Raw genomic sequence first — 24953 nt, 5'->3', positions numbered from 1 at the left:
CGGGTACAATCCCCTCGGGTAACAACACCCGCCACCGGCACACCCGGTGGCGGGTTCTTTTTTGCTTCGCGCATGTAGGAAGGACATCATGGAAAGCCGCAAGCCATATCTCGCCACCCTGCCCGGACTCATCCTGGGCTGCCTCGTCTGCTGCGCGCTCTGGGGCTCCGCCTTCCCCTGCATCAAGATCGGCTACGGCCTCTTTGGCATTCCCGCGCACGACAGCGCCTCGCAGCTGCTCTTCGCGGGTCTGCGCTTCACCCTTGCCGGCATGCTGGTCATTGTTGGCATGAGCGTGGCCCAGCGCCGACCGCTCGTTCCGCAAGCGCGTGATATCAAGCCCATCTGCATCTTGTCGCTCTTCCAGACCATCGGCCAGTACTTCTTTTTCTACCTTGGTCTCTCCCGTGCAAGCGCTATGTCGAGCTCTATCATCGAGGCCAGCGCCAACTTCCTCGCAATCCTCTTTGCCGCCTTGGCGTTTCGCACCGAAAAGCTCGATGCAGCCAAGGTGCTCGGCTGCGTACTGGGCTTTGCCGGTGTCGCGCTCGTCAACCTTTCGGGCGCGGACGGCACCTTTGGTTTTACACTCGGCGGCGAGGGATTTATCTTGGCTTCCACCGTTGCGGGTGCCCTATCGACCTGCTTCATTGGCATATTCTCGCGCGAGCATGACGGCGTCTTGCTCGCCGGCTGGCAGTTTTTAGTCGGAGGTTTGGTCCTTACCGCCATCGGGTTTTTGATGGGCGGCGCGCTCTCCCCCACCGCGATCATCCCCGCCATCACGCTCATTATCTATATGGCACTCATTTCCGCCGTCGCGTACTCGCTATGGTCGCGTCTGCTTGCCCTCAACCCCGTCAGCCGTGTGTCGGTCTTTGGCTTTATGAATCCAGTCTTTGGCGTACTGTTGAGCGCGCTGCTGCTCGGCGAGGGCGCTGGCACGAGCCCTGTTACCGTACTTGTTGCCCTGCTGTTGGTCTGCGGCGGCATCATCATCGTCAACAAACCTAAAAAGGCCTGACAAACCAGGCCTTTGCGTATGTCGCGCTCGCAACGGGCGTTCGCGTGGTCGCCCCTCATTTTCTAGCGAATCTGGATGCCGGCTTTCTTCTTTTCATGCTTTACGCGGTAGAGCTCCGCATCGGCAGCGCGAAGTAAGTCTTGCCAGGTATCAACACTATCGCCGACCCGCGCGTAACCAATGGACATCCGCAATGCATACGGCACCTCGGCACGAGCGAGCTCGTCGTTAATCGCCGAACACAGGTCCATGATGTCCTGCTCCGCCGCTGCCTTTTGAAGCACCACGAACTCATCGCCGCCATAACGTGCGATAAAGCCACCAGACGCCGAGCAGACCTCTTTGAGCGTAGCAGATACGACCTGGAGGGCATGGTCGCCCTCCACATGTCCATAGCGATCGTTAATCTGCTTAAAGCCGTCAGCGTCCATCGTGAGCAGATACACATCTTCGGCCTGATCCACATTTGAGAAGAGCGACAGCATATAGGTCTCAAAACGGTTGCGATTGTTGAGGCCAGTCAATGGGTCGGTCGAGATTAGCTGCTCCTGGTAGACGATGTAGAGCAGCAACATGCTAATCATTATGCCGACGCAAAGGCCGGGCACCGAGAACGCGACCTGAAAGGTGCCACCCACCAGAGCGGGAATAGCGAAGAATGCCAGTGTACGATAAATGGCCTTCTTTTGCAGGCTTTCAACCCGTAGGGAATGCACAAAAGCGTGCAAGGACGTATATATGACGTAGCAGTAGCTAACGATAGGCTGAATCATATAAAGCGCTCCGCGACGATATACGCCCTGCGCATCGATGTAGAACAAGGCATGGGTCCAGTAACTGGTAAACGCCAGCGCGACCACCAAGACCGTAGGCAATGTTACAAGCGCCACTCTAGAGCGCGCGGTCAAAAGGCGAGAGCCCTGCACCATCTCGGAATAGATAAACCAAATGAGACACGCGATGGCAAAGAGCGAAAACGAAACCGCGTTGGAAATCCAGTTGACAGCAATGCCCAACGTGCCGTCCAAACCGTCCGAAAGCGTCCAGATCATATCGAAGAAAACGTACGCCGCAGACGTATAGCCGAGCATGCTAAACAAGAGCTGCTGGGTGCTCGAGAACAGGGAGCGACGGCTTCGCGCGGCAAGCCCGATAAGAACAATCATGCACAGCAGGAATATCTCGATCTTGAGTGCCTTAACCACTAGACGCCATCCCTTCAATATCCAAGTGGTCAGAATCGTCCGATTCGTGTCTGGGCAACAAACACCCCCTACTCCGCAGGGGTAATGGGAATAATAGCAGAGCGCCCGAACGTTACCGCAAGACAGCTTTCGTTCGGGCGCTCGAACGGCGCGAATTGCACGCCGGAATCTATTATCGGCAACGGCCGTTACTCACCGTCGATATCGGTTGCGACGGCCTCCTCTATGGCCTCGACACCGACAGGCGACAGATCCTCCTTGCCTTGGCAGAACTTCTTGTCGACCCAGCCAGTCAGAATCGGAGCCATGATCGCCGTGATGATAACGGCGGTGGCGATCTGAGCGTACGCGATGGGCGCAAGCTCGGCGTAGCGCGGTGCGACCTCGGCGAGGGCAACCGGTGTGGTCATAGCCGTGCCGGCAATGGTGGAGCAAGCCACAGCGGCCTTGCCATTGCCGCCGCACAGACGCTCGAACGCAAAGGTGATGGGACCGACGACAAACAGCGTGACAAGGCCCAGCAAGATGCCGGAAATACCGCCGGTGATAAAGCTCGACAGGCTCATGGACGCACCGAGCTGAAATCCGATGACGGCAATCGCGGGATTGGCACCGGGAACCAGCAGGTTCTTGATAAACGGGAACAGGTTGCCCAGAACCATGCCAATAACGAGTGGCAAGATGGAGCCGATAATGGTGCCAATGGGAATGTTGGCGAGGCCGGAAACACCGAGGATGATCATCGTGACGGCGGGGCCAGCCGTAAAGAACAGGATACCGACGGCGCCCTGCTCAGACTCATCACCGAACTCGCCCATGATGCCCGTATAGAGCGCCATGTTGCAAAACGTGATGCCGCCGATGATAGACACGGAGCTCAGACCCAGGAAGTTGTCGTTAAAGAAATATGCCACGCCCAGGCCGAGAGCCGCTGCGACGACCAGCTTGGGGATCAGCACGACGATACCGGTCTTGATGGCACCCGGCGTGGACTTAAAGCTGATGCCGGCGCCCACAAACAGCAGGATCGCGGCGACGATGGCATTGGAGCCACCGCGGCAGGCAGCCGTAAAGAAGCCGCCGATCTCAAAAACCTGCGGGCAGAAGGTGTTGAGCAAAAGACCGACGATCATCGGATAGATCATGATGTCGCCCGGGATGCGCGGGACCTTGAATTTCTTTTGCTCGTTGGCAGTCGCTTCCTGTGCCATGAAACCCCCATTTCCGCTGACGGGGTACAAAAGCCCACGTCACGCTTTGCTACAGTAAAGTTTGACCATGGTACCAGAAGAAATAGACCAGCTCGGTGAAAAACTCGACAAGTTGGGATGGAACGAGATTCGGCGCCCGCGACGCCACCCCTATATAAGGCTCAAGACGATATAGAGTACGATGCCCGAGACGCAGCACCACAGCATCGATTTTGTCTTGACCGCCACGACCACGACGCCGGCGGCCGCAATCCAGGGAACCAAGGCAGGCCAGAGCCCCGCGTCGAACGCGCCGGGGCTCACCAAGTCGTTGGCGACCAGCGCGGCAAAGGCAGCGGGCGGGATATAACCCAGGGCCTCGGTAATGCGGGGCGACAGCGTTCTCCCGCGCAAGGCAAACGCCGGCGCGATGCGAAAGAACGCGATAGCAGCCCACGACGACAGCCACAGAACCAAGAACTCGTTAACGGGCATCGCGGGCACCTCTTCCGTCAAATACAGCATCGCACGCCAACGCAATGGCAATGCCGGCCACGACGCTTGCCGGCACGGCAATATTCGTGAGGCCCAAGAACTTGCATACGGCGACGGACACCGCGCCCGAAACCGCCGCGACAACGTTGCCGCGCGACAGCCGCTGCGAAAAGAGCAGGCAGATAAAGAGCGAGGTGCAGACAAAGGCTGCAATGGCGGTGGGAACATCGACAACGGCGCCGACGATGGCGCCCATCGTACACGAAACGCCCCATGTTGCGATAAGGATCACGTTGAGCACGAAGGACTCGCGCGGGCCCCAATCCTCCCCTTCAACCAACTTGGCAAGCGAGATGCCATATGCCTCCTCGGTAAGTGTCGCGGCAACAGCCAGCGTCTGACGCTTCGAGGCACCCGTCAGATGCGGCGCGATCGATGCCGAGTAAAGCGCAAAGCGCGAGGAGATGGCAGCAACGCTCGCGACGATCGATGCTGCAGGCACGCCCGCCAGCCAAAGATTGCAGATCATAAACTGGCCGCTGCCCGTCACAAACGTGCTGCTCAGAGCAAAGACCATCCAGGGCTCCATTCCCGTCTGCCCCATGATCATTCCGCACGGCGCGCCTATTGCAATATAGGTAAGCATCACTGGCCAGACGATTTTAAAGATCCTAAGGACCATGCCACTCCCATTCTGGTAAGTCGTCTGCAGCGCGCCTTGCAACGCAGCAGAAATATCAACCGGTGGCAATAAAGTTCACCTACAATTGCCACCGGATCGAAAGACACAACTTTTTAGGAAGTCATTATGACAGCTATCGATCGAGACCGGGCGCGCGCGGCCTTCAAAAGCTACACCGATGCCTACGACGCCACCAACCCACGCATCGCGCTCAAAATCGAGCATACGTACCACGTGGCCGAGGCATGCGATGCCGTAGCGCGCGAGCAGGGCTGGTCGTCAGAAGATATTGACCTGGCATGGCTTTGCGGCCTGCTACACGATATGGGCCGCTTTGAGCAGTTGCGGCACTGGGACACCTTTAAGGACGCCGAGAGCATGAGCCATGCAGCGCTGGGCATCGAGGTCCTCTTTGGCGAGAATCCCGCCGATGCACCCGCCGTAACGAGCATCCGCGACTTTATCGATGACCCGGCAGAGGACGAACTGATCCGCGCGAGCATCGCCCACCACAGTGATTTTCGCCTGCCCACGGAACTCGACACCCGTACACGGAGCTTCTGCGAGATCGTGCGCGATGGCGACAAGATCGACATTATGCGCACCATCGCCGACAGCACCGTCGACACCATCCTCAAGGTGGATGAGGACACGTTTCTCGCCAGCCACTTCTCGACACCGGCGCTTACCGCCTTTGACGAGCACCGCTGCGTCGCACGCGATGAGCGCGATGAGCCCGCAGACTACCTGGTGGGACTCATCTGCTTTATGTTTGAGCTCGTCTATCCAGCGAGCCGCGCGCTGGCGCGCAAACAGGGCGATATCCACCGCCTGCTCGACGCGCCCTTTGGCATTACGCGGCCCTTTACCGACCCCGCCACGCAGGCAACCTGGAGCCGCCTAAAGGACGAGATGCGCGACTGGCTGACGCGCGCTTAGCGCTCAAGCTGAGCCAGCAGTTCCTCAACGATCTCAACGGCATCGCCGACGACCTTGTACCGGGCGGCACCGAAGATGGGGGCATCCGGGTCCTCATTGATGGCGACAATGCACTCCGCCCCACCGATGCCGGCGAGATGCTGGATAGCGCCCGAGACACCGATGCTCACGAGGAGCTTGGGCGAGACCGATACACCCGTCTGGCCAATTTGGTGGCGATACTCCAGCCAGCCGGCCTCCACCACGGGGCGCGTGCAGCCAAGCTCGGCACCCAGAGCCTCGGCAAGCTTTCGCATCAGCGGTAGGTTTTTCTTGGAGCCGATGCCGCGGCCCACCACGACTAGACGCTCGGCATCGGCAATTGAGGCCTGCTGTCCCCACTCCTCGGCGGGAATCGAGATCTCGACACGGGCCTTAACGTCATCCGCTAGCACTACCTGGGCAATCGTGCCGGAGCGGCTATAGTCAAACTCGGGCGCCTTAAAGATGCCGGGGCGCACCGTTGCCATCTGAGGACGGTGGTTGGGGCAGATAATGGTGGCCATCAGGTTGCCGCCAAACGCCGGGCGCGTCTGCTGCAGCAGACCCGTCTCCGTATCCATCGAAAGCACCGTGCAATCGGCCGTAAGGCCCGTCTGCAAGCGCACGGCCACACTGGGCGCCAGCTCGCGACCAAAGGCGGTCGCGCCGTACAGAATGGCCTCGGGCTTGCGCTCGGCTACCAAATCGCAGATCAAGCGGGCGTAGACCTCCGCGTCGTTCTGACGCAGGCGCTCGTCACGACAGACCAGAACTTCGTCCGCACCGGCGCAAATCAGATGCTCCAGGTCCCCGAGTGAGCCCTCGGGGCTCATGCCGACCAGTGCCACCAGACGGCAGCCGCGGGCATCGGCAAGCTCGCGCCCCTTGCCCATGAGCTCGAAGGCCACGGATGCAACGGCATCGTGCTCGTCAGTCTGCACGAAGATCCAGATGTCTCGATATGCGTCAAGGTCTGCCGCGCCGGCGGCCCCGTCGCGCTCAATCGAGATGGCGTTGACGGGGCAGGCGTCGACGCACCCACCGCACAGGATACAGCCGTCGGTTACGCGGGCACAGCGATTGGGGCGCTCACCCTCCACCACAATGCCGCCCGAGGCGCAGGCGCGAACGCAGCGACCGCAGCCGATACAGGCTTCGCTATCGATAATCAGCCCGCTCATCTATGCCATCCCCTCGATAATCTTGGCAAGTTTTACCGCCTGCTCGGACGCCGTTCCCTCGACGGCCTCGCACGTTTGGTCACGGTCGGGCACAAACGAGCGCACGACTTGCGTCGGTGATCCGGCAAGGCCGCAACGCGAGGGGTCGGCGTTTACGTCGGCAGCGCTGGCCACGCGCACGTCTGCATCCTCGGCCGCGCGAATACCGGCAATACTCGGCATGCGCAGCTGGCCAATCTCCTTGGCAGTCGTCATCGCACACGGCATCTCCAGGTACACCGTCTCCTCGCCGGCATCGCAGCCGTGAACGAGCGCCAGCGAGCCACACGTCGTAAATCCCGCGCTCTGCACACAGCTCACGTCGGTCACGCAGGGGACCCCAAAGGCGCCGGCCAGCTCGGGGCCGATCTGGGCCGTATCGCCGTCCACCGCCATCTTGCCGCAGATGAGCAGGTCAAAGTCCTCATCGAGTGCCTCGATGCCGCATTTGAGGGCATAGGTGGTGGCTAGGGTATCGGCGCCCGCAAAGGCGCGATCGGTCAGCAGCAGCGCGTCGTCGGCACCGCGGGCGATGCAGTCGCGCAGCAGCGATTCGGTCGCGGGGATGCCCATCGACACCACCGTCACACGCACGTCCATGCCAAAGCCGATAAAGTCGTCCTTCAGCGCTAGCGCACATTCGAGGGCACTTGCATCGAAGGGATTAATGACCGCCTGCTTGCCATCACGCACGATAGTATTGGTCTTGGGGTCCATCTTGACCTCGGTGCTTCCGGGCACCGCCTTGACGCACACCACCATATGGAAATCACTCATCTTCACGCGCCCCCTTTCTGGACGAGTTCATCCAAGAGCTTCTCCGTAAACAGGTTGCCGCGACCCAACTGGCCGGCAGGATCGAGCTGGAGTTTGAGGCGCGCCGACTCGACCATGGCCTCGTGGCCGTACATCGTCTCCAAGAAGCCCGCCTTGATCTTGCCGACGCCGTGTTCGGCAGAAACGGCACCGCCCATGGCCGTGACCTCGGAAGCCCACTGGGCAAAGAGCTCTCCACCACGACGGTAGTCTTGCGCATCGCGCGGCAGGATGTTCACATGCAGATGGTTGTTCCCGATGTGTCCCCAGGCAGCAGACTCAAGCCCGCTTTCGGCCAGCGTGCGGCGATAGAGGGCCATGACATCGGCAAGGCGTGCATTGGGCACCGACATATCCGATCCCAGCTTGGTAATGGTGGGGTCGGTGCGGCGACGCTCGTCAATGAGCATGTTGACGCTCTCGGGCACCGCGCGGCGGAAGAACCGCTGGCACTCGCGATCGACTTCGGTGCGGGCGACCCATGTCGCATCGTCGCGGCCGCCCGCAAACTCCAGCACCCATCCAAGGTGGTACAGCTCCTCGGTCGCCTGCGCCTCGTCATCGCAGTCGAGCTCCACGTAGACACAGACCTTTGCCTCGTCGTCGAGCGCCGGCAGCGAGGCAAACGCTGTCGACTGCTCGCGCTGGCGACGCAGGATATCCAGGGCGCCAGCATCGAAATACTCAATAGCGGCGGCATGGGACAGCACGGGACGCACGGAATCGGTAAAGGACACGGCCTTGTCTTCGCTATCGAAAAAGCAACTCACACCCCATACGACCGAAGGTGCCGCCTGCAGGGCGATCTCGAGCTCGGTAATGACGCCGAGCGTGCCGCACGCACCGATAAAAAGATCGATGGCGTCCATATCGTCCGCAACAAAATACCCCGAGGCATTTTTGGTCTTGGGCATGGTGTAGTCAGGAAGATCAAGCTCGAATGTATGACCCTCTGCCGTCACGAGCGACAGGTGGCGGCCCTGGGCAAAAGCCTCGCCGCGCTGAAGCTCAAGCAAATCGCCATCAGCCAGCGCGACGTGGAGTCCCGTGATATGCGGGCGCATGGGGCCGTAAGCGTAGCTGCGGGCGCCGGAGGCGTTGCATGCCGCCATGCCACCCAGACAGGCAGATGCCTCGGTGGGATCGGTGGGAAAGAACTGCTCGGGGGACTCTTGGAACTCCTCGTAGGCCTCAAGCGATGCCTGGTCCCAACCAGCGGTCGGCAGTACCTTCTTGCTCAGCTGCTTACGCAGCTCCGAGAGCACAACGCCCGGCTCCACGCGCAGCAGAAATTGGCCTTGTTCATCGCGGCGAAGGCCCAAGTAGCGATTCATACGGGAAGTATTGAGGATATGCCCACCGTGGGGCACGGCACCGGCGGCAAGGCCGGTTCGGGCGCCCTGAACCGTTACCGGGACACGCTCGGCATGGAGCGTTTCCAAAATGGCACGGACCTCGTCTTCCGTTGTCGGAAACGAGATGCTCGATGCTTCGCCCGATGCACGAGATTCATCGCGGCCATACTCTTCGAACTCATCGGTGAAGGGTTTAATGGTTGCAGACACGCGAACTCCCCCTTTAGCTAACTACAGTGTTTGCAGGGAGATGTTACCGCATCGTTTCGTCGACGTGTTCGAGACCGTCTCCATAATTGGCGATTTTTACGTTTGTGCAATTCGGCGAACGGCAAGGCTTCCTCGGCAGACGATGCTTTTGACACATATCGCCCCGCCGTCGCCGACCGCTCGATTGTCGCTCGAAAAAAGTTGAAGTAATTTTTCCACCTTTTACCTGCGGAGATGTCAATCCGTCAAGCATTTGGTCAGAAATTGGTCAAGTAGCGGCTGATACGGTCGGCGTCGACAGCCAAAACCGATAGAAGTTTTGGCCCCAGAAGCAGGGAGGTTCCCATGGCATATTACTGGCCCCAGTACGGCGTCGCCATCGAGGTCGACGACGATCCCTATCTCCTGCCTTTCGACGAAGAGGCGTTCCCCGATACGGCGGTCTACCACGTCACCACCGATGTTATCTGCGACCCCGAGTCGTTCTCGGCGCTCGCCCACCACATCGCGCGTATCCACGACATCGAGCTCCCTCACGACTTTGACGAGCTCATCTACTCGCGCCGCCTGATGCTTCACATGCTCTTTGGAGCGGACCCGTCCACGTTCGCACGTGTCTACACCACCAAGGACGCCGCATGAGTGCGAAGAAGCCGCCCCGCCTCGCAGGACTGGGGCGTCGCAAGAAACTCGTCGTTGTCTGCCTGGCTATCGCCTGCGCCCTCATCGCCGTAGGGCTATACGCCTGGCAGTCGCAGCCCGTGCCCGAAGCGGGCGCCTCAGTCACGACGGCAGAGGGTAAATCGCGACAAGAAATCCAAGATGAGCTCGATGCCATCGTCCGCGACAACATGATGACGATTTCGGTCGCGCCGGTCGCTCAGCTACAGGAGGACGGCAAGCTGCGCGTCAACGTGCAAAACGTCCAAGACAATAAATTTCCCCAGCGATTCCGCGTCATCCAAAACGACGAGACCATGTACGAATCCGGTGTGGTCGAGACCGGCAAGACAATCGAGACGTGCCCCGCCGGCGACATCAAAGAAGGAGAGGCATACATCGAGATCCAGGCACTCGATGCCAAGACCCTCGACAGCCACGGCAATCCGACACGTGTCAAGGTACGGGTTGAGCAAGCCGAGAACTAGCTTTTTCGGCCGACGCGACACCGCACGCAATTCACCAGCATTCGTCCAATCATCGCGGGGACGGCCCGCGGCGAATAGAAAGGAACGACCATGGACATCACCAGGAACATGAACGGAGCCAGAGCGCTCGTCGTGGGCGCAGGGCTCGCGCTCGCGCTCGCAATGGGCGCCGCCCCGACGCCAGCTCTGGCAGCCGGGCGCGTTGGAACCACGAAAGTAATGGTCAGGACCGAGATCGACAACGTAGAGTTCAAAGTTCCGACGGTTATTCCCTTCGTCGCCAAGGCCGACGGCACGCTTCAGGGCCCCTCAGAAGACGCGACCACCATCGACAATCATTCGGCCTACGGCATCCATGTCACCAACATGAAGATCGACGCCATGAACACCTGGACCATTGCCGCCGACGCCAAGGCCGGAACCGCGCAGAATTCCATCGACTTTAAGGTCGGCCCCGACGGCGCACTCCAGAACGCCAGCGCCGCAATGCAGGAGACGGGCCTCGATCTTTCCAAGAATGCAGCCTTCGACATGGGCTACCAGGGCATTGCCGGCGGCACGGACAAAATTAAGCTCAAGACAAGCGGAAACGTCGCCCGCGTCACGCGCGACATCTTCCGCGTAACCGGCGAAGGCGATCAGGTTGCAACGATCACCTGGACGGTCGAGCCCGGTGCGCACACGGCATAAGGCCGTCGCCCTGGCCGCCGTCAGTATCCTAGCGTTTGGGCCAGCCATGGCCTTTGCCCAGCAAGAACAGGCGCAGGCCGCCACGCAAGTGACGGTCGACCTCTCGGAGCTCGACCGCGGCAACTGCAAGGAACCGTTGGCACAGACAGACGACAGACGATGGCTCTTGGCAGCAGGCGCCACGGCAGCAGGTGCGGGAACCGCCGGCCTCGGTCTGCACATCAAACGCAGCCAGAAACGAAACACGGACAGGCCGCACTAAATTTAGCTAAGGAGACCCCATGGCATCGAAGAACCTTTTGCCCGTCGTCGCACTCTGCGGCGCGCTCGCAACCGGAACGCCTGTCGCCGCTTGGGCGACTCCCGTCATGGCAGACTCCTTACCAGCAGCCCTAAGCTCCGCACCAAATCCGTCGAGCGCCATTGCGTGCAAGCGTTTTTCGTTCGCACAGGCCGCAATCTCAACCTCGGGATGCCTTCGTCGTAATACGGACGGCTCGATAGTCGTGGATATCAATCGTTCGAACAAGGCAAACGGCTCCCAGGCGGGGTGCGCCGTCTGCACATGGCGCTCGATTGTGCTCGATGCAGATGGCGATCCGTGCGATTTGGGGTTGCGCATCGATATCGCTTCGGTCGATGACTCGGCGAACGGAGCGAAGGTCGCCTTCGACGGTGCGTTTTTCGAGAAAGGAGGCGGTATATGTCTGGGCTGCGCCGCCGCGAATGCAGACGATGTGCAGCCCACCCTCTCATTCACGGCATCGCTGCGGCTGACCAAGGCGGGCACCGATGCCATCGCGGCGGGAGAAGCATCCCTGCTGTTCTACGCCGCCAGTACCGAGGACACAGACATTCATTTCGAGAAGCCGGCCGGATCGCTCGGCCTTACGCGCGGGACGGAGGCAGGCCCTATTGCGATCGATACCCACACGCTAGGCAGGCAACGCATTCTTGCCGACCCGGCGCTTCTCGAGATGGAGTGGAACGGATCCGGAGCCGTCGGGATTGTCCCCTCCGCGCTTGACGCCAAGACGCTCCCCTCAAACGACGAACCCATCAACGCAACCATACAAGAAGAGAGCACGGACAAAGAAGCAGGTGCGGGCGACACGCCGTCGCCGACAAACAGCGTCCCAGCTTCTTTCGAAGCACCGAATGAGCCCGCTACCGGTCCAAACGATCCAGAGCTCGCGGGCAGTCTGGGGCTTGCTGATCCTCAGGAGATCGATGAAGGTAACTGCTGCGTGCTTGCCGCCCTCGACCACACAGAGGTCATCGATGCTGCAAACATCGAAGTTGCCGCCGTCAATCAGCCCGTCCGCAAGTCGGCCATCATCGCATTTCCCGAATCCATCGAAGTCGTCTTTTTGCCATCGGGCGAGGTCGTGGCCCCAACACTGCTCACCTTGTTGGGCGCCAAGAATACTCGAAACGAAATTAAAAAGGTCACGGTTGTCGACCCTGCAACCACCGCTAAACTGCGTCTATACGCCGTTGCCCCAGACGGAGGCAAGACCTTGGAATTCGATGGCGACACACTTCTAGCCTGGCGACGTCTGGACATTATGCAAGACGTCTCGTATCAGATCGAACTCGAAGGGTTTGATCGTGCCCGCGATGCCAATATCATCGCCGCGGCTATTGAATCCCCGCAGCGGCTTATGACACTGCGCTTTGACTACTACCCCTATGTCCCGACAACCACCTGAGGCTTAAATGCTGCGCATCATTCCTAATACCACTTATATAACGTATTAGATGAGTCGCGATGTGCCTCGCATTTCGTTCTGCTACGATTGCCACGTTGGCATCAATACAGGAGGGCTCATGCCGGGCTTGGGAACAATCATCAACGTTGCGCTTTTAGTTGCGGGCGGTCTTTTGGGATTAGCGGGCGGCCGCTTCATTACACCGCGCATCCAAGACACGCTCATGAAAGCATCGGGGCTGTGCGTCCTGTTTATCGGCCTGGGCGGCACCATGCAAAAGATGCTCATCATCGATGGAAAGGCGCTAGCGACCACCGGTACCACCATGCTCATCGTCTCATTTGCGCTCGGTTCGCTCATCGGCGAGGCCATCAACTTGGAGGCCGCCATCGAGAACCTTGGCGAATGGCTCAAGCGCAAGACTGGCAGTGAGGGCGATAACGAGTTCACCAACGCTTTTGTCTCGACTTCACTCACCGTGTGCATCGGCGCCATGGCCATTGTGGGATCGATCCAGGACGGCCTGCTCGGCGACTGGTCAACGCTTGCCCTCAAGGGCGCACTGGACTGCATCATCGTCTGCACCATGACGGCCTCGCTTGGCCGCGGCTGCATCTTCTCCGCCCTGCCCGTCGCCGTGTTCCAGGGGACGATCACGTTGTTTGCCGGCGCGCTCTCCCCCATCATGACCACAGCTGCCCTCAACAGCCTTTCGCTCGTAGGCTCCATGCTCATCTTCTGCGTCGGCGTCAACCTCATCCGTCCTCAGACCTTCCGCACGGCCAATATGCTTCCCTCCGTCGTCATCGCCGTCATCTACGCCCTCCTGTTCTAAATCTATCAACGCAGCGGTATCTCGAACATCTGTTTGATGCTGTGCTATGATATGAGGTCACCGTAGCTGTGTTCGAGAGGAGGAGCGGTGGCCGACCAGGACATCAAGATGCTCATCGAGCGCATCATGGCCGAGGCCCGGACCCATCAGTCCGCCCGCTTCTCAAACGAAACCTACGCAGACGAGCCGATTCTCAAAACCGGCCGACAGATGCAGAATTTCCTCCCCGACCAGTACCGTAAAATGCGCGAGATATCGCGCTGGCAGGATGACCCCAAGGGCGGTGCGGGCCGCTGGCTTTCGGAAGCCGAGCTTTTTTACCGCCAGGGCCTGCTGATGGCCGACTTTGAGGACGACTGTCCCTACAACGGCACCTTTAAGTCGTACTTTCCCACCTACAACGCCATGAGCGACCGGCAGCTGCGCGGCTACTTTACCTGGCGTGCCCAAGTGCGCCGCGGAACCGTCGAGGAAACGTCTACGTCCTTTGCCTTTCTGTATCTTTATGAGCTGATCTGCGGCATTGGCGTAGATAATCCACTCGATGGTTTTAACAAGATCAAGGCTTTTTGGGATGTCTATCGCGCCTTCGAGCCCGGCATCGACCGGTTTGCGCGCGTGTGGCTGCAAGATTACGCCGTGTTCCACGGGCTCGACCCCAAGCTGCTTCGCGACTCTAAAACCGTCATATTCGATAACGCCCTTATCGAGCTGCGGCGCGCGGCACGAGACCTTGTACCAGCACCGACGCCGTCTGACCCGGCACCCAAGCGTCGCAAAACCTCCGAGCCCACGCTCCCCCTTCCGCCCGATGAGGTGCGCGAGGAGCGACTCATGGCCGCCATCAACGCCCTCTCCACGTACAACCTAAGTAACTCGCGGCTCGACCGCAGCCACCACCGCGATCTGCGCCACGTGGCGTGCGCCGTGTATGTCCGCATGGCGCGCTACTATGACACGCACCGAAAGACCGGCATCGTGGCAAGTTTATTTGGGGAGGAGACGGCCATGCCCTACACCATGTTTGCCTCGGCCGTATTCTTTGCGCCCGAGCGCCACGAGGACTGCGAATACCGTCTGGACCCCATCCATATCTACCGTTGCCAAAACGGTTTTTGGGAATGCATGCGGATTCACGGTAGCAGGCAAAAGAGCAGCAAGCTCGGTGAAATGATGCGCGCCTGCGACCAACGCCTGCGCCTGGCGCTGGACCCCGCCCATCCCCTTAAGGAAGAAAAGGTCCCCAAATATCTGGCCAAGATTATCGATGACGAGATTGTGGCATGGCTTTCGTGGGACGCCGCACACCAGCCCGTCAAGATCGATATCGATTTGAGCCAGCTGGGGCACATTCGGAGCGCTGCCGCACAAACGCGCGAAGCGCTTTTGATCGACGAGGAACGCGAGGACGGCGCGTCCGCAGAAGCCGAGGCAGCGGACTCAGGGCAACCGGAAGCCGAGCCTGCGGCCGCCGCGACGGTCGAGGCGGTCGCGGCGGCCGCAGGGCAGGACGAGTCCGACGAGCCGACCATATCCACCGAACAGTTTGGTGTCGTAGCACCGCTTCTCGCACCGACGCCCGCGTTCGCAGCTGCTGCGCCCGCTGACGCCACGAACGAACTCGCGCCCGCCGCAGACGCCTATCTCCGCGCGCTGCTCGAGCACAACGCAGTACAGGCGGAATCGGCGGTAGTGCAATCGGAGCAGAGCGAGGACATGCTCGTCGATACCATCAACGAGGCGCTCTTTGACCTGGTGGGCGACACCGTAATTGAATTTAGCGCGGCAGGGCCGCAGATTATCGAGGACTACGAAGCAGACGTGAGAGGATACCTAGACCATGAGTGATACCGCATCCGCAGCACCTCGCGTGCCCAAGCGCGTCGCTGCCGTCATTCTCAACTCGCTCAAGGGCGGTGTGGTCCCGCGCATCGGCCTTCCTTACATCACCGTAGGGCGCGAGGTCGAGATCCGCGCCCTGCTCACCGACCTGAGTCTCATCGCCGACGGTGGCGCGAGCTTCCGCTTTCTGGTCGGTCGTTACGGCGCCGGCAAGAGCTTTTTGCTCCAGACTATCCGCACGCACGCCATGGGCGAGGGATTCGTCGTCGCTGATGCCGACCTGTCGCCCGAGCGCCGCCTGCAGGGCGGTCAGGGACAGGGCCTTGCCACCTACCGCGAGCTCATCCGCAATATATCGACCAAGACGCGCCCCGAGGGCGGTGCGCTCAACCTTATTCTGGATCGCTGGGTCGCCTCGTGTGCCGACGTCGACGAGTCGATCGTCAATGCCCAACTGGCCCCGCTCGAGGAGATGGTCCACGGCTTCGACTTCACCCGCATGCTCCGCCGCTATCGCATGGCCGCATCCGGGGGCGACGAAGAGGCCATGAGCCGCGTGACCAAATGGATTCGCGGCGAATACCGCACCAAGAGCGAGGCACGCGCCGAGCTGGGCTCCTCGACCATCATCAGCGATGACGACTGGTACGACTACGTTAAGCTCATTGCGCGCTTTTTGGTCTGCAGCGGCTACAAGGGCATGCTGGTGCTCATCGACGAACTCGTGAATCTGTATAAGATTCCCAACGCCATCACGCGCCAATACAACTACGAGAAGATCCTGACCATGTACAACGACACGCTCCAAGGCAAGGCGCAGTACCTGGGCATGATCATGGGCGGCACGCCGACCTCCATCGAGGACCGCCGCCGCGGCGTGTTCTCCTACGAGGCCCTGCGCAGCCGACTCGCTCAGGGCCGCTTTGCGCGCGAAGACTTTAAGGACATGCTCGCGCCCATCATCCGCCTGCAGCCACTCACCTACGAGGAGCTGCTGGTGCTCATCGAAAAACTCATGCAGATCCATGCCGGCTACTTTGGCTGGACGCCCACGCTTGCCGAGAACGACTTGGTGGACTTCCTCAAGATCGAGTTCGGTCGCGTGGGAGCCGACACGCATCTGACGCCGCGTGAAGTCATTCGTGACTTTATCGAGCTGCTCGACATCCTATGCCAAAACCCCGACGCCAACGTGGCCGAGCTGCTGCAAAGCGTCGGCGGCGACGCGTTGGCGCCGGCAACCGCAACAGGCGACACCGATACCGCAGGCGGCGACCGTAACTTCGCCGAATTCACCATCTAACCTGCCAATAAGGGACAGGTTTATTTTGGCAGGTTTTATCTGGGCAAACGTTGAGACTGTAATGCAGCAAGCCGTTGTCGGCAGCGTTGAGAAATTCGTTTTTGAGAGGAGGCCCCGTGAACGCCTTTGACCGCTACGCCCCGTTTATCCAAGACTTCATCTACTCCCACGATTGGGAGAGCCTGCACTCCATCCAGGTTGCGGCGGCAGATGCCATCTTCAACACGCAAGACAATGTGCTCCTGACGGCATCCACGGCATCTGGCAAAACTGAGGCGGCCTTCTTTCCCATCCTGACCGAGTTTTGGGAGAACCCGCCCGCGAGCGTGGGCGCCCTCTACATTGGCCCCCTCAAAGCACTCATCAACGACCAGTTCGTTCGCCTCAACGACCTCTGCGAAGAGGCCGATATCCCTGTCTGGCACTGGCACGGCGATGTCTCGCAGTCGCACAAGGCCAAGCTCATCAAAAAACCGAGCGGCATCTTGCAGATTACGCCCGAATCACTCGAGGCGCTCCTGATCCATAAGCACATGGCGATCCCGCGCATGTTTTGCGACCTGCGCTACGTGGTCATCGACGAGGTTCACTCGCTCATGCGCGGCGACCGTGGCGGGCAGACGCTCTGCCTTGTCGAGCGACTCTCGCGCATGGCCGGCGTGCAGCCTCGACGCATTGGCCTTTCCGCTACCATCGGCGACCCCGAGCGCACGGGCGCTTTTCTCTCACAGGGAACGGGGCGCGACTGCGTTATCCCCCGCTTTGAAGAACCGCGCCGCGTGTGGCGCATCTCCATGGAGCACTTCTACAACTCGGGCCCCCAGGCACAGCAGCGGGGATTCGTAGGCACAGGTCCGCAGGAAGCCGAGGTGCTTGCTTGCGAGCGTATTGAGACGGCGGCGCCCGCGGCGCTGCCCGCATCCGGACAAGACATGTGCCACAGCGGACAGCTTACACAGGAAGAACACCGTCAACGTCGTGAGCAGGCGCGGGGCAAGGCCGCTCCCAAAGACCGTCGCACTTCCTCGGCCCCCGAGGGCGAAGTCGACATCCCACGTGCGACCGAGCAGGCGCTTCTCAACCCCACCGACACGGCACCCGACAACGTCGACCCCGGTATGGGCTATATCTTTGAGCATACGCGCGGCCGCAAGTGCCTGGTCTTTGCCAACTCGCGCGAGGAGGCAGAGGCCGTGTGCTCCATGCTGCGCAGCTACTGCGAGAGCCGGCACGAGCCCGACCGTTTTCTCATCCATCACGGCAATCTTTCGGCATCGCTACGCGAGACGGCCGAGGAGCTCATGCGCGACGAGGAGCAGACGCAGACAACCGTCACCACCTCTACGTTGGAGCTCGGTATCGATATCGGCCGCCTGGAGCGCGCCTTCCAGATTGACGCGCCGTTTACCGTTAGCTCCTTTTTGCAGCGCATGGGGCGCACGGGCCGTCGCGATCTTCCGCCCGAGATGTGGTTTGTCATGCGCGAGGAAGAGCCCGAGCCGCGCACGATGATGCCCGAAACCATTCCCTGGAAGCTCCTGCAGGGTATCGCGCTCGTACAACTCTATCGCGAGGAAAAGTGGGTCGAGCCACCCGAGCTCGATCGTCTCCCCTACAGCCTGCTCTATCACCAGACTATGTCGACCCTCGCCAGCACCGGCGAGCTCACGCCGGCCGAACTTGCCCAGCGCGTGCTCACGCTCAGCTATTTCCACCGTGTCTCGGCAGACGATTACCGCGTGCTGCTACGTCACCTCATTAAGATCGACCATATCCAGGTCACCGAAGGTGGCGGGCTCATCGTGGGTCTCGCGGGCGAGCGCATCATCAACAACTTTAAGTTCTACGCCGTGTTCCAGGAAAACGAGGAGTTTACCGTCCGGAGCGAATCGGCCGAGCTGGGCACGATCGTTAATCCGCCCCCGCCCGGTGAGCGCATCGCCATCGCCGGACACTGCTGGATTGTCGAGGAAGTGGACTGGAAGCGCCACACTGTCTTTGCCACGCAGGTCAAGGGCCGGGTGCCGGCCTACTTTGGCGACTGCCCCGGCGACATTAACACGCATGTGCTCGAGCGCATGCGCAAGGCGCTCAACGAGCACGCGACATATCCGTACCTTATGGGTAACGCACGGGCCCGCTTGGCGCAGGCTCGTCATACGACCGAGATTTCGGGGGCGGGAACCAAGCCGCTCATTAACCTGGGCGGCGATACCTGGGTGCTCTTCCCCTGGCTGGGCAGCTACGCCTTTTTGGCGCTCGAGCGCATGCTCAAGATTAAATGTGCCGCGGAGCTGGGCCTTCGCGGGCTCGATCCGTCACGCCCGTACTTTATGCAGTTTAAGATGAAGGCCGATGAGGAGACGTTCTTTGAGGTGCTCGCCGCCGAGGCCGAGAAGGACTTCGATCCCATCGAGCTCGTCTATCCTGGCGAGGTGCCTTACTTTGACCGCTACGACGAGTTTGTTCCCGAAGAGCTCGTGCGCAAGGGCTTTGCCGAAGGCGTGCTCGACATCGAGGGTATGAAGCAGCGCGTTCTCGGCTGGCGCGACCACGCCTAAGACCAGTCTTTTTTGGGACGGGGAGACTTACTTGTCGTGAAGGACGGTGCCGAGGAAGTCGGTGTCGAAGGGCACGGCTTCGGCAAAGGCGTAGTCGCCGTCGCTGGCGATGAGCAGGTAGTTCTCCTCGCCGCCGAACTCCGTATCGCCACAAGGCGCCACCCAAGCGCGGTTGAACACCTCAAGTGCCGTGGCAACGCAATCGCGCAGGAACGTCACATCGCTCCCCTCGTTTGCGCTCACGATATTGGCAACGTAGATACCCCCGGGGTTCAGGCTGCCCCGCACCAGGCGCAGCGCCTCAACGGTCGCCAGCTCGCGCACGGGCTCGGCACCGCCAAAGCAATCGCTCACGACCACGTCGTAGCGACGATGGCCCACGCTCGTCACACCCAGATACGAGCGAGCCTCGGCGGTAATCACCCGCAGGCGGTCACCCACCGCGCGCTCCAGCTCGTCCAGGTAGAACCAACGGCGCGCCAGGCGCGTAATCTCGGCATCGTACTCAATGACGTCCATGCGCAAACTCTCGTGCGACATCAGCGCAAACTTTGGATAGGCAAACCCGCCGCCGCCCAGCATGAGCATACGGTCGATACCATGCCCGTAAGCATCACGCATTGCGTCCTCGGCCTCAAACACATCGTCAAATGCACGATAGTACGCAAAGACTGGCTCCGCCCAACGATCGCCAACATAGCTCGCGCTTTGGTAGACGCCGCCCTGTACGAGCACGCGGACCTCGTCACCGCTCTCGTCGTGCACACGCTTCACACGTGCCAACCCGTTGCGGGTACGTGCGACCTGCAAACAGGCAGCACGAACAGCGACGGCGGCCGCACCAAGCGCCGCGGCTCCCAGGGCAACGCCGGCAACAACGCCAGCGGAAACACTCGGCTTGTTCATCTAGAGCTCCTTTTGCAGATAGAGACCATGGTCATAAAATCCAAGATGGCGATAGTACTCGCGTGTGCCAATCGCGCTAATCACGTTGATACGCGCATAACCCGCATCCCGGGCAATCTCGCATGCACGCTCTACGAGCAAACGCCCCAACCCGTGATGCTGCGCCGCCTGTCCCTGGTCGCCCACGCGTGCCGCCATGCCATACACGTGCACCTCGCGAATCATCGCCTCGTCCGGCGTCGTCGGCAACTCGTCCGCATGCGCGGCAACAAATGCGCGATCGGGCAGCGACAGCCGCAAAAAGCCCGCAATCTTGCCCTGCGGCGTCACCCACTGCAAAAAGCGCTCGTGCGTCACCGGCGTCTCGTACGTCACTTCTTCGTCAAGGGTCAACTCGCCCAGGTCGGCACCCGCCGTGCTGATCTCGCGATAGCGAACCTCACGCACCGTCGCACCGTCACCCCGAGCAGCCAGGCGGTTCTCAACGAGCTGACGCAGGTTGGGCTTCTTGTTGCCCACCATAATGTCGTCGGAGCTAAAGTCGCGAATCATGCGGCTGATGCGGCAGAACGCCGGCGTCACCACGATATCGTCGGCCAACACATCGAGCAGCTCTTCCTCGGTATAGGGGCGCCACTCGCCACGCTCGTAACAGCCCACCAGGCGCGAACCCTCGATGAGCGCACACGGGTAGACCTTGACCTCGTCGGGCATAAAGGCGCCCTCGGTCATAAAGCGCTCGTAGTCGCGCTTGTCACCCTCGGGCGTGGCGCCCAGCAAATTGAGCATAAAATGCGCATGGATCTTAAAGCCAAACAGGCGCGCAAGCGAAAACGCGCGCTCGATCTGCGCCACCGAAATGCGACGCTCGTTGATATCGAGCAGATGCTGGTCGAGGCTCTGGATGCCCATCTGAATCTTGGTACAGCCCAGACGACGGATGAGCGTGAGCGCCTGCGGCGTTACGGCATCGGGGCGCGTCTCGATAACGAGCCCCACCACGCGATGCTTCGCTGTCTCGTTGATGCGCTGCTGCCGCTCAAGCTCTTCCATCGTCGCCGTCTGCCACTCGGCGACCTCGCCCCACGGCGTGCCGGGGCCGTACAGACGACGCACTGCGCGGTTATAGCCGCCCACGGCAGCATCCACACGCCCCTGCTCGTCGGCAACGCCGGCAGCGAGCTCGACCTCGTCGGTCGTAATGCCCGCTGCCCGATAGCGCTCGCGACGCTCCGCCACCACCGCCGGCAGGGCATCGGCAGGAGCGTCATCGAGCAGGCGTCCCGCCTCGGCACGGCTGATGCCCGGACGCGCCAGCATGGGGTTGGCCGCCACGCCGGCCACGGCATCGTCATTGAGCGCACGGAAAAGCTCCGACATAAACCATGCCTGATACCCTTGCGGATAGTCGCTCCAGGTGCCGCCGAGCACGATGAGCTCAATCTTGTCGGTCGCATGACCCATCTGCGAAAGCGCCGTCAGGCGAGCGCTCACCTGCAGATACGGATCGAAGCAGTTTTGCTCCGCACGGGCGCACGCCGGTTCAGCGTGCAGATAGCTCTTGGGCATGCGCAGGTCGTTGGGGCAAAACAGGCAATCGCCCGAGCACGGCCAGGGCTTGGTGATGACGGCAATGGTCGCCACGCCCGAAGCCGTGCGGCGCGGCTTCATGCGCAGCACCTGCAGCAGTTGACGCTCCAACTCGGCATCGACATTCCACGCAGCCCACCGAGCCGGCTCCTCACGTTTAACCCGCTGGTAGAACGGCAGCAGACGGCGCTTAGCCAGGTCGCGTTTGTCGGCGCCCTCGCGGCGCGCCTCGGCATGTATCAGTTTGACGAGCGCCTTGTCGTCCACGGTCTCGCCGCGGCGCAGAGCCTCGAGTATGTTCAAGATAATCTGTTCCATGCCCCCATTGTAAAGGCAAAGGCGCCGGAGTCCGTCACGGTTCCGGCGCCTCCATCAAACAGCGCGTCTACGTTTGCGGGTCTCCTAAAACCACCCGTCACTCCGAATCAAACGACATGTCGCCCGAACCAATCTCAAATCGATACGTAGCAGACTTGTCACCGTTATCGAATTCAAGATTCAAAATAGTCTCCCCATCGTAGCCAAGCGGAAGGAAATCGCTCTCGAAGTCGCCACTGCCCAAGGTGAGGCTCGCCTTAAAGCCCGTAGAGTTCGGAACCGTCATCTCCACGTCGCCCGAGCCCACGCTCACGTCCATCGACTTCGCGGGCGCCTGGTAGAGCTCGAACGTCATGTCGCCCGAACCGACCTTGGCATTCAGGGTGTCGGTCACGGTGCCCGTAAACTCAACGTCTCCCGAATTCAACGTTATATCCAGATCATGGCACACAATGTCCGCGACCGCCAGGTCGCCCGACCCTACATTCGCCGTAATGCCCACCAGGCTATCCGCAACATCTCGCGGCAGCTCAATGGTAATTGTGCGGTCAATCGCGCGCTTATCATCGTAGTCGAACTGACCGATCTTGAGCGTAGAGCCCTTGACCTCAGCAAGGTTCCGGGTAGCCGCATCAGAAGCAGACGTTCCCTTCGCAACGCGGCCGCTTTCGATAACACGCACCGGGCCACCGGAGACGTGTTTGACCTCGACCGTGCCCGACGTCACGTCCAAGTCAAGCGATGTGAACGCGTCGGCATCAAACGTTTCGCTCGAAAGTTGTTGAGGCCGAGCGGAATAGTTACCGCTATCCAAGAGATCATCGTCGTCAAACATATCGTCAAAATCAGACAAATTGCCAGATAGAATACCGGTCGTACGCACAGTATCGGAATGAGCCAATAGCCGCGAAGTGCCAAAGACAAGTCCGATGATGAGCACAAACGCTCCGATACCAACACCCAGGCGCACCTTCGATTCATGCGAGAGCTTCATCATTCATCACCTTCTTTGGCACTCGGCTCAGCGGCGGTCGTAGCGGCCGCATCAGTATCAGCCGCAGCGGAAGCATCCTGAGCCCTGGCTGCCACCGGCGCCGGACCAACCTGAATATCCCCGCGCGCCCAATCACCATCGAGTGCACGCGCCACCCAGTGATAGATGGGAATCGTAAAGAAGATCAGCGCGGCAAAGGGGCCGGCACCAAACGGGAACATCAGCAAAAAGAACAGCAGCCAACACACAGCCCAATACGGGAACGACTGGAACGGGCCCTTCACCGGAGTCGAGCCAACCGCACCGCCACTCGTCGCCTGCGCCGTAGCGGCATTGGCGGCCTGTGCACTCCAGCTTGCCGCTTGCGCCGCCTTGGCGGCGGCATCACTCGCCTGCGTTGCCGCCTCGGTAGCGCGTGCCGCCGCCTCGTGGGTACGGGCACGCTCCGCCGCCTCGGCCTCGCGCTGACGGGCGCGGTCCTCGTTCTCAAACTCGATATCGTCCTCGATCTCATCGCTCGGATTGAGCAGCTCATCCAGACTCACACCATAGAGCTTGGCGAGCGAAATCAGGTTCTCGGTATCGGGCGAGCTCTCCGCGCGCTCCCATTTACTGACCGCTTGGCGTGACAGTCCCAGCTTTCGCGCCAATCCTTCTTGGCTAAAGCCCTTGCTGCGGCGAAGGTCGGCGAGCCGCTGAGCAGTTTCTACATTCATGGTTCCTCCTATGCTTTTGCCAGCCGTGCCGCCGGACCGTTTTTGTTCTTAAGGCGCCTTGCACAGTTAAAAATCTATCCGCCACCGCCAAAATCATGCTACCTATTCTAGTGAGATTTTTGACAACCGGCGGTTGCGGGCACATATGAGCTGCGGAAATGTGTCCAAACAAAGCAATGACCCACAGCTCGGTTGTCCCCGTTGCGGCGTTAACGGTAGTATGGTCGTACTGTTTATTCCGCACCGCCATCGGAGGGAGTTCCGCGCCGTGAACCGCGATTTCGCATCATCGCTCATCCAGCTCAACAATACGTTCTATCGCGAGCACTCCGCTTCCTTTTCCGATACGCGCCAAGCCCCGTGGCCCGGCTGGGTGCGCACCATGGACATCGCGCTTGAGCAGCTCGATGTGGCCACGATCGAGCATCCCGTCCGCGTCTTCGACCTTGCCTGCGGCAATATGCGATTCGAGAACTTTGCCGCCGGCGGGGCACTTGCCGCCAAGGGCGTCGACGGCGCAAACCCCTCGGCAGATGCCAGCTGCCCGTTTGAGTTCTATGGTGTCGACTCGTGCCAAGATCTGGCAATAGACGCCCACGGCCACGCCCTGCGCATTCCCAACCTGCACTTCCAGGAACTCGATGCGCTCGACGCCCTCATGAAGCTCAACCCCGCCGAGACGCCCGATGTGCTTTTCGATGCCCCGCTCGCCGATATCTCGGTCTGCTTTGGCTTTATGCACCACGTGCCGTCATGCGAGTACCGCGTGCGCGTGCTCGACGCCCTGGTGCGCCAGACGCGCCCGGGCGGCATCATCGCTATCAGCTTTTGGGAGTTTATGAACGACGAGCGCATGGCGCGCAAGGCCGTTCGCGCCGAGGCCCGCGCCGAGCTCACCCCGCCGTTTGAGGGATACGATTCCGCACAGTTCGAGGCCGGCGATCACCTCATCGGCTGGCAAAACGACCGCCACGCCTACCGCTATTGCCATCACTTTGACGATCAGCAGATCACCGACCTGGTGCGCGGCGTCCGCACGTTCTACAAAAGCGGCGAGGCCCCCGTGCGCGAGCTCGAGCGTTTCCACGCCGACGGCCGTAGCGGCGAGCTCAACCGCTATGTAATCCTCAAGCGCCTGTAGGCATCAACGACTCGCCGCCGAGCCGCACCGTAACCTTCGG

23 protein-coding genes are annotated in these 24953 nt (G+C 60.7%); 12 read left to right on the top strand and 11 right to left on the bottom strand.

What is annotated here, in order from left to right:
- Positions 1-88 precede the first annotated feature (88 nt).
- Positions 89-1024: a DMT family transporter gene (locus DWV58_RS02590; RefSeq protein WP_117776081.1), complete on the top strand. Its 936-nt coding sequence runs from the start codon at positions 89-91 to the stop codon at positions 1022-1024.
- 62 nt (positions 1025-1086) lie between these two features.
- On the opposite strand, the gene DWV58_RS02585 is transcribed toward DWV58_RS02590, so the two are convergent.
- From DWV58_RS02585 to DWV58_RS02570, 4 genes are all read right to left on the bottom strand, one after another.
- Entirely contained in the window at positions 1087-2229 is a 1143-nt protein-coding gene (locus DWV58_RS02585) for a diguanylate cyclase (protein WP_117776080.1), read from the bottom strand.
- Between the two features lie 188 nt (positions 2230-2417).
- Positions 2418-3440 (bottom strand): 2-keto-3-deoxygluconate permease, encoded by a 1023-nt coding sequence (locus tag DWV58_RS02580; protein ID WP_117776079.1) that lies wholly within the window; start codon positions 3438-3440, stop codon positions 2418-2420.
- Positions 3441-3590: 150 nt separating this feature from the next.
- Positions 3591-3914: an AzlD domain-containing protein gene (locus DWV58_RS02575; protein ID WP_035137063.1), complete on the bottom strand. Its 324-nt coding sequence runs from the start codon at positions 3912-3914 to the stop codon at positions 3591-3593.
- Positions 3904-4560 carry an AzlC family ABC transporter permease gene (locus DWV58_RS02570; protein ID WP_255413157.1) on the bottom strand — a complete coding sequence of 219 codons (657 nt, stop codon included), beginning with the start codon at positions 4558-4560 and terminating at the stop codon, positions 3904-3906. The genes DWV58_RS02575 and DWV58_RS02570 overlap by 11 nt, the downstream gene beginning before the upstream one ends.
- Before the next feature lie 162 nt (positions 4561-4722).
- Between DWV58_RS02570 and DWV58_RS02565 the strand changes: the two genes are divergently transcribed.
- The gene (locus DWV58_RS02565; protein WP_117776077.1) at positions 4723-5535 is read left to right on the top strand and encodes an HD domain-containing protein; all 813 of its coding nucleotides are present in this window, start codon (positions 4723-4725) and stop codon (positions 5533-5535) included.
- Here the strand turns inward: DWV58_RS02565 and DWV58_RS02560 are convergent.
- The 3 genes from DWV58_RS02560 to DWV58_RS02550 are packed head-to-tail and all read right to left on the bottom strand — an operon-like array spanning position 5532 to position 9157.
- Complete coding sequence (locus DWV58_RS02560; RefSeq protein ID WP_117776076.1) at positions 5532-6737, bottom strand: electron transfer flavoprotein subunit alpha; 1206 nt, start codon at positions 6735-6737, stop codon at positions 5532-5534. The genes DWV58_RS02565 and DWV58_RS02560 overlap by 4 nt on opposite strands.
- Positions 6738-7553 carry an electron transfer flavoprotein subunit beta/FixA family protein gene (locus tag DWV58_RS02555; RefSeq protein WP_089573320.1) on the bottom strand — a complete coding sequence of 272 codons (816 nt, stop codon included), beginning with the start codon at positions 7551-7553 and terminating at the stop codon, positions 6738-6740. It abuts the gene before it with no gap.
- A 2-nt stretch (positions 7554-7555) separates the two neighbouring features.
- Positions 7556-9157 carry an FAD-binding oxidoreductase gene (locus DWV58_RS02550; RefSeq protein WP_117776075.1) on the bottom strand — a complete coding sequence of 534 codons (1602 nt, stop codon included), beginning with the start codon at positions 9155-9157 and terminating at the stop codon, positions 7556-7558.
- Between the two features lie 345 nt (positions 9158-9502).
- On the opposite strand from DWV58_RS02550, the gene DWV58_RS02540 reads away from it, so the two are divergent.
- From DWV58_RS02540 to DWV58_RS02500, 9 genes are all read left to right on the top strand, one after another.
- A complete protein-coding gene (locus DWV58_RS02540; RefSeq protein WP_089573322.1) occupies positions 9503-9799 on the top strand; it encodes a hypothetical protein in 297 nt (98 codons plus the stop codon).
- The gene (locus DWV58_RS02535) at positions 9796-10305 is read left to right on the top strand and encodes a hypothetical protein (protein ID WP_117629648.1); all 510 of its coding nucleotides are present in this window, start codon (positions 9796-9798) and stop codon (positions 10303-10305) included. The genes DWV58_RS02540 and DWV58_RS02535 overlap by 4 nt, the downstream gene beginning before the upstream one ends.
- Before the next feature lie 90 nt (positions 10306-10395).
- Complete coding sequence (locus DWV58_RS02530; protein WP_089573324.1) at positions 10396-10995, top strand: hypothetical protein; 600 nt, start codon at positions 10396-10398, stop codon at positions 10993-10995.
- Complete coding sequence (locus tag DWV58_RS02525; protein ID WP_117629647.1) at positions 10979-11257, top strand: hypothetical protein; 279 nt, start codon at positions 10979-10981, stop codon at positions 11255-11257. Before DWV58_RS02530 ends, DWV58_RS02525 begins: the two co-directional genes overlap by 17 nt.
- 19 nt (positions 11258-11276) lie before the next feature.
- A complete protein-coding gene (locus DWV58_RS02520) occupies positions 11277-12707 on the top strand; it encodes a hypothetical protein (protein WP_117776074.1) in 1431 nt (476 codons plus the stop codon).
- Between the two features lie 118 nt (positions 12708-12825).
- On the top strand, positions 12826-13542 hold the full coding sequence (locus DWV58_RS02515; RefSeq protein ID WP_172622415.1) for a DUF554 domain-containing protein: 717 nt from the start codon (positions 12826-12828) through the stop codon (positions 13540-13542).
- Between the two features lie 87 nt (positions 13543-13629).
- A complete protein-coding gene (locus tag DWV58_RS02510; RefSeq protein ID WP_233540483.1) occupies positions 13630-15390 on the top strand; it encodes a TerB N-terminal domain-containing protein in 1761 nt (586 codons plus the stop codon).
- Complete coding sequence (locus tag DWV58_RS02505) at positions 15383-16687, top strand: ATP-binding protein (protein ID WP_117776073.1); 1305 nt, start codon at positions 15383-15385, stop codon at positions 16685-16687. The genes DWV58_RS02510 and DWV58_RS02505 overlap by 8 nt, the downstream gene beginning before the upstream one ends.
- Positions 16688-16803: 116 nt before the next feature.
- Positions 16804-19248 carry a DEAD/DEAH box helicase gene (locus DWV58_RS02500; protein WP_117776072.1) on the top strand — a complete coding sequence of 815 codons (2445 nt, stop codon included), beginning with the start codon at positions 16804-16806 and terminating at the stop codon, positions 19246-19248.
- 27 nt (positions 19249-19275) lie between these two features.
- Here the strand turns inward: DWV58_RS02500 and DWV58_RS02495 are convergent, their stop codons facing one another.
- From DWV58_RS02495 to DWV58_RS02480, 4 genes are all read right to left on the bottom strand, one after another.
- Positions 19276-20154, bottom strand: coding sequence for a spermidine synthase (locus DWV58_RS02495; protein WP_117776071.1), 879 nt, complete (start codon positions 20152-20154; stop codon positions 19276-19278).
- The gene (locus DWV58_RS02490) at positions 20155-22062 is read right to left on the bottom strand and encodes an elongator complex protein 3 (protein ID WP_117776070.1); all 1908 of its coding nucleotides are present in this window, start codon (positions 22060-22062) and stop codon (positions 20155-20157) included. It abuts the gene before it with no gap.
- A 97-nt stretch (positions 22063-22159) separates the two neighbouring features.
- The gene (locus tag DWV58_RS02485; RefSeq protein ID WP_117776069.1) at positions 22160-23059 is read right to left on the bottom strand and encodes a DUF4097 family beta strand repeat-containing protein; all 900 of its coding nucleotides are present in this window, start codon (positions 23057-23059) and stop codon (positions 22160-22162) included.
- Complete coding sequence (locus DWV58_RS02480; RefSeq protein WP_117776068.1) at positions 23056-23772, bottom strand: helix-turn-helix domain-containing protein; 717 nt, start codon at positions 23770-23772, stop codon at positions 23056-23058. The genes DWV58_RS02485 and DWV58_RS02480 overlap by 4 nt, the downstream gene beginning before the upstream one ends.
- A 220-nt stretch (positions 23773-23992) precedes the next feature.
- Here DWV58_RS02480 and DWV58_RS02475 point away from each other — a divergent pair, with 220 nt between their 5' ends.
- Positions 23993-24913, top strand: coding sequence for a hypothetical protein (locus tag DWV58_RS02475; RefSeq protein ID WP_158564507.1), 921 nt, complete (start codon positions 23993-23995; stop codon positions 24911-24913).
- The last annotated feature ends 40 nt before the right edge of the window (positions 24914-24953 follow it).

This window comes from Collinsella sp. AF11-11 (assembly GCF_003465485.1).
GTDB lineage: Bacteria > Actinomycetota > Coriobacteriia > Coriobacteriales > Coriobacteriaceae > Collinsella.
The sequence above is the reverse complement of the archived record's forward strand: the minus strand, read 5'-3'. Positions and strand labels throughout refer to the sequence as shown.

What these genes read in the sequence shown, in the direction of transcription:
- DWV58_RS02480 (WP_117776068.1), bottom strand. Translation starts at nt 23,772, where the DNA reads ATGAATGTAGAAACTGCTCAGCGGCTCGCCGACCTTCGCCGCAGCAAG.
- DWV58_RS02580 (WP_117776079.1), bottom strand. Translation starts at nt 3,440, where the DNA reads ATGGCACAGGAAGCGACTGCCAACGAGCAAAAGAAATTCAAGGTCCCG.
- DWV58_RS02495 (WP_117776071.1), bottom strand. Translation starts at nt 20,154, where the DNA reads ATGAACAAGCCGAGTGTTTCCGCTGGCGTTGTTGCCGGCGTTGCCCTG.
- DWV58_RS02515 (WP_172622415.1), top strand. Translation starts at nt 12,826, where the DNA reads ATGCCGGGCTTGGGAACAATCATCAACGTTGCGCTTTTAGTTGCGGGC.
- DWV58_RS02520 (WP_117776074.1), top strand. Translation starts at nt 11,277, where the DNA reads ATGGCATCGAAGAACCTTTTGCCCGTCGTCGCACTCTGCGGCGCGCTC.
- DWV58_RS02565 (WP_117776077.1), top strand. Translation starts at nt 4,723, where the DNA reads ATGACAGCTATCGATCGAGACCGGGCGCGCGCGGCCTTCAAAAGCTAC.
- DWV58_RS02590 (WP_117776081.1), top strand. Translation starts at nt 89, where the DNA reads ATGGAAAGCCGCAAGCCATATCTCGCCACCCTGCCCGGACTCATCCTG.
- DWV58_RS02475 (WP_158564507.1), top strand. Translation starts at nt 23,993, where the DNA reads ATGGTCGTACTGTTTATTCCGCACCGCCATCGGAGGGAGTTCCGCGCC.
- DWV58_RS02560 (WP_117776076.1), bottom strand. Translation starts at nt 6,737, where the DNA reads ATGAGCGGGCTGATTATCGATAGCGAAGCCTGTATCGGCTGCGGTCGC.
- DWV58_RS02530 (WP_089573324.1), top strand. Translation starts at nt 10,396, where the DNA reads ATGGACATCACCAGGAACATGAACGGAGCCAGAGCGCTCGTCGTGGGC.
- DWV58_RS02555 (WP_089573320.1), bottom strand. Translation starts at nt 7,553, where the DNA reads ATGAGTGATTTCCATATGGTGGTGTGCGTCAAGGCGGTGCCCGGAAGC.
- DWV58_RS02575 (WP_035137063.1), bottom strand. Translation starts at nt 3,914, where the DNA reads ATGCCCGTTAACGAGTTCTTGGTTCTGTGGCTGTCGTCGTGGGCTGCT.
- DWV58_RS02490 (WP_117776070.1), bottom strand. Translation starts at nt 22,062, where the DNA reads ATGGAACAGATTATCTTGAACATACTCGAGGCTCTGCGCCGCGGCGAG.
- DWV58_RS02505 (WP_117776073.1), top strand. Translation starts at nt 15,383, where the DNA reads ATGAGTGATACCGCATCCGCAGCACCTCGCGTGCCCAAGCGCGTCGCT.
- DWV58_RS02570 (WP_255413157.1), bottom strand. Translation starts at nt 4,560, where the DNA reads ATGCTTACCTATATTGCAATAGGCGCGCCGTGCGGAATGATCATGGGG.
- DWV58_RS02485 (WP_117776069.1), bottom strand. Translation starts at nt 23,059, where the DNA reads ATGATGAAGCTCTCGCATGAATCGAAGGTGCGCCTGGGTGTTGGTATC.
- DWV58_RS02535 (WP_117629648.1), top strand. Translation starts at nt 9,796, where the DNA reads ATGAGTGCGAAGAAGCCGCCCCGCCTCGCAGGACTGGGGCGTCGCAAG.
- DWV58_RS02540 (WP_089573322.1), top strand. Translation starts at nt 9,503, where the DNA reads ATGGCATATTACTGGCCCCAGTACGGCGTCGCCATCGAGGTCGACGAC.